The sequence below is a fragment of the Psychrobacter sp. FME13 genome (assembly GCF_014861395.1).
Taxonomy (GTDB): domain Bacteria; phylum Pseudomonadota; class Gammaproteobacteria; order Pseudomonadales; family Moraxellaceae; genus Psychrobacter.
Genome location: NZ_RRYV01000209.1, coordinates 1 through 4,028 on the forward strand (window position 1 = coordinate 1; position 4,028 = coordinate 4,028).

The window sequence follows — 4,028 nt, forward strand, 5'->3', positions numbered from 1 at the left end:
AAACCTGTTGTTTCTCTAAGAAGCTCGATAATCACTTCAAAGTGTTTGATATGGTGTTCTTTTACATCAATTATGGCTACGTCTGATGCCAGCATACTTTTTAGAACACCACCAATTTTTTTACCTGCGATTTTTTTCGTTATATCTTTTGTCATCATCTCTATCCCTTCTATCGTCTCTTTTATCATTGCTATTTTTGTTTTTGTCGTGCTTTCTGTCCTTATATTTACTCTTATTCCTATGTTCTTTTTTGCCTACATCTTTATTGCGATGGTCGTTGTAAACTTTACGATGTAAATCTTGAGGCAGCTGATGACTATGGTTAATCGCATGACTGTTACGATAAATAGGGCGATTATCGTGAGGTGGCGCTACAGTGGCACATCCTACTAGCGTTCCTAGTAGAGCGATAGACAGCCCAGAGGTTGAAAGTGTTTTTATAATTGAGCCTTGTGGGGTTTTCATAATACAAATCCTTGTTGTCTGCCTAGCAAAATGAACGTACGTTTTTAACTTAAAAAATAGGATTACAGCCGTACTATAGTCAGTCCTAAATGAAAGAGATATAACTGTGCGATTTTGGTCTACACTTTCCTTGCTTGTTGTATGACGTAGGACAGAGGCTACGTAAAATGCACCTAGTATCGCTATATTTATTTTATAGCGGAACAACGATCAGCCTAAAATTGGTTACACCCATTATGTAGTGGTTTGATTTTAGTGCAGCGCAAAATTTTAGTACGATATAAGTTAATGAAATATATCATTAATCATAGAGTATAAAACTTGAGGTTAGGTGTCACTTGCGTTAAGACGTTGTAAGTGACATGTGTATAATCGGGCAGCATTATCAAGATAACTAACAAACAATAATAAATAATGAGAAAGACATGCCATTCGAACTGATTTTGTTTTCAGGATTTGCAGGTGCAACTGTGTTTATAGGGGGCGTACTGGCGAACATATTTGATCATCACATCAAAGACAGCCCTTTTAAGTCGCAATTGGTTCATACACTCATGTCATTCGGCGCTGGCATAATACTGTCAGCATTAGCCTTAGTGCTAATACCCAAGGGTATGGAAGTGCTGAGCGTTTGGGGCGTGATGGCATCGTTCTCACTAGGTGCTGTGCTGTTTATGTTCATTGATCGTAGACTGGCAAAGTCAGGAAGTCAGCAAGCGACGTTGCTAGCGATGATGATGGACTTTGTACCTGAATCTATTGCTCTTGGAGCTGTTTTTGCCATCGAACCACAAATGGCGATATTATTAACAGTATTTATTGGTTTGCAGAATTTACCTGAAGCTTTTAACTCTTTTCGCGATTTGGTACAGAGTGGTTTCAGTGTCAAAAAAACCTTGGCTATTTTCTTTATATTAAGTTTCTTTGGTATTATTTCCGCGCTGATTGGGCATTTTTTATTGAGTCAGCATCCTAGTATGACAGCATACCTCATGACTTTTGCCAGTGGTGGGATACTTTATCTGTTGATTCAGGATATTATTCCTGAGAGTAAGCTAAATAGTAATTATATGACTTCGTTAGGCGCAACCTTTGGGTTTTTGATTGGTGTTGTCGGTGAAATGCTTATCTAAAAACAATGTAAACTGGCTCGTTATAAAGCATTTGTAAGCATATGCTTACACGCAATGACGCTTATGCGACTTAACAGGGGATTAAGATTTAGGCATTATAGTTACACGGCATTAGGAAATGTGACTCAAGGATTGAGTTGACCGCATTAAGGATAATGATTCACTTACTACTATCAGGATGAGAATAGTAAGTGGAGTAAGGACACATAACCGTTGCTGATAGTAGTTAATCCTACTATAGATAGTAAAAGGGCAGGATGCCTAATATCACAACATGCTGAATATTATGCAAGGATGCATAGGAAACAGCTGTGATAAGTAACATGGATAGTTAACAATAAAACCGCATAACAATTTATTGCTATGCGGTTTTATCGTGTCTGGACGATGCTCACCAGTATGCAGCTCTGTATTATAGCGATCGCACTATAAAGTTATTAGGGAGTTTCCCAAACTTTGTGTAACTGCTTATAATCCACTAACAGGAGAATAAGCAATGACTAACCAATCTGATATCAAGAAACTGGCCGAGCAAATGGCTGGCAGTATGAAAAGCTTCGATGACATCAAAGACTTTCAAAAGCAGCTCATGCAATCTTTTATCGACACCGCACTTGAAGCCGAGATGGAAGACCATCTTGGCTATCCTAAGCATGAAAAGGCAGATAAGCCTAACAAACGTAATGGTCACATTAAAAAGACCGTCCGCAGTGACACAGGGGAGCTTGAGATTTCCACCCCAAGAGACCGTGATAGCAGCTTTGAGCCTGCATTAGTACGTAAGCATCAAACCCGTATCTCAGGTCTCGATGATAAAATCATCTTTTTCTATGCCAAAGGCCAAACCACCACTGAGATCGTCGAAACCATCAAAGAGCTTTACGACGTCGATATATCCAGCAGCTTAGTTTCAAGAGTCACGGACAACATCTTAGAGGACATCACCGCTTGGCAGAACCGGCCGCTGAGCAGTGTTTATCCTATCGTCTATTTGGACTGTATTGTCGTTAAAGTACGCCAAGATAAGCAGATCATCAACAAGGCTATTTATCTGGCGCTAGGCGTGGGACTTGATGGCAAAAAAGAGCTGCTTGGCATGTGGTTATCAGAGAATGAGGGCGCTAAGTTCTGGCTGGGTGTTCTCACTGAATTACAAAACCGCGGGGTACAAGATATCCTCATTGCCTGTGTCGATGGTCTAAAGGGCTTCCCTGATGCCATCAATACCGTTTATCCCAAAGCCAAGGTTCAGCTGTGTATCGTGCATATGGTACGTTACTCAATGAAGTTTGTACCTTGGACGGACAAAAAGACCGTAGCGGCTGATTTAAAGGCCATCTATGGCGCTGATACCCTCGAGATGGCAGAGGCCAATCTTGAGCACTTTGATGATACTTGGGGTAAGGACTATCCGCACGTGGTTAAGTCTTGGCGCAATAACTGGGAGGGCTTAACGGTGTTCTTCGAGTATCCTAAAGATATCAGAAAAGCTATATATACTACCAATGCTATCGAGTCGCTAAACAGTGTCATTCGGACAGCGGTGAATAAGCGTAAGGTGTTCCCATCTGATCAGGCAGCATTCAAGGTGATTTATCTGGCGACTCAGCAGGCATCGTCAAGGTGGTCGATGCCAATCCGTAACTGGACGTCTGCTCTGAATCGCTTTATGATTATGTTTGATGATCGTATCAGTAAGCATTTAATCTAAATGGCAGTTACACAGAATCTGGGATGGGCTCAGTTATTACAGCGAAAGCCATCACAGCGTTAACCTCGTTTGAAGTATTAGATACATCTACACTTGGTTGCCTTGTATTGCTTTCAAAGACAATCGACTATATGAGCTCGGCACAAAAAAGCCGCGTAGGATTCTATGCGGCTTTTCGTTATTTTGCGATACCATTTATTAGCGTCTATCTATTGGTATCTATCTATTGGTATCTATCAGCATCTATTCATACTGATTTCTACTAATAGTTGTTGTGGTGACGCCAGTCGTCTACTTCACGCTCGGCGTCTTCTTTAGCATGGCCATAACGTTCTTGTACTCGGCCAACTAGCTTGTCTCGGCTGCCTTCAATATGGGTCAAATCATCATCAGTTAGTTTGGCCCATTTTTGTTTTGCTGAGCCTTTCAGTTGGTTCCATTCACCTTTCAGAGTTTGTTCGTTCATTGTTATATTCCTTTTTTGTGAGTTAGTTCATTTTATTAGTGGGTTGATTATCGTCGTTGTTTAAATAGTGCTACTAATCATTTTCTATTTTTAGTCCTTATTTTTATTTATTGTAGTTATCATCGGATGTTAAACAAAGGCAACTAGTGGATATCTGTTTTATTGTTATTGTCGATATCTGATTTTTATTATGTTTACTAGGGCGTGTCATCAATTAGCATAGATATTTCAGAATAAGCTATACTTAGATCGT

General features: G+C 40.1%; 5 protein-coding genes and 1 pseudogene. 4 read left to right on the forward strand and 2 right to left on the reverse strand.

Going from position 1 to position 4,028, the window contains the following annotated elements:
- Nucleotides 1-86, forward strand: a pseudogene (locus tag EI164_RS14895) (IS1 family transposase); the annotation flags it as partial.
- A 34-nt stretch (nt 87-120) separates the two neighbouring features.
- Here the strand turns inward: EI164_RS14895 and EI164_RS14900 are convergent.
- Nucleotides 121-465, reverse strand: coding sequence for a hypothetical protein (locus EI164_RS14900; protein ID WP_192520699.1), 345 nt, complete (start codon nt 463-465; stop codon nt 121-123).
- Nucleotides 466-890: 425 nt separating this feature from the next.
- Here EI164_RS14900 and EI164_RS14905 point away from each other — a divergent pair, with 425 nt between their 5' ends.
- The 3 genes from EI164_RS14905 (at nt 891) to EI164_RS14915 (ending at nt 3,575) form a co-directional block, all read left to right on the forward strand.
- Entirely contained in the window at nt 891-1,598 is a 708-nt protein-coding gene (locus EI164_RS14905; RefSeq protein WP_192520700.1) for a ZIP family metal transporter, read from the forward strand.
- Between the two features lie 496 nt (nt 1,599-2,094).
- Nucleotides 2,095-3,309: an IS256 family transposase gene (locus tag EI164_RS14910; RefSeq protein WP_192520702.1), complete on the forward strand. Its 1,215-nt coding sequence runs from the start codon at nt 2,095-2,097 to the stop codon at nt 3,307-3,309.
- Nucleotides 3,310-3,332: 23 nt separating this feature from the next.
- Nucleotides 3,333-3,575 (forward strand): hypothetical protein, encoded by a 243-nt coding sequence (locus EI164_RS14915; protein WP_192520704.1) that lies wholly within the window; start codon nt 3,333-3,335, stop codon nt 3,573-3,575.
- On the opposite strand, the gene EI164_RS14920 is transcribed toward EI164_RS14915, so the two are convergent.
- Nucleotides 3,572-3,775 carry a CsbD family protein gene (locus EI164_RS14920; protein WP_192520705.1) on the reverse strand — a complete coding sequence of 68 codons (204 nt, stop codon included), beginning with the start codon at nt 3,773-3,775 and terminating at the stop codon, nt 3,572-3,574. The two genes, EI164_RS14915 and EI164_RS14920, sit on opposite strands and share 4 nt — an antisense overlap.
- Between the last annotated feature and the right edge of the window lie 253 nt (nt 3,776-4,028).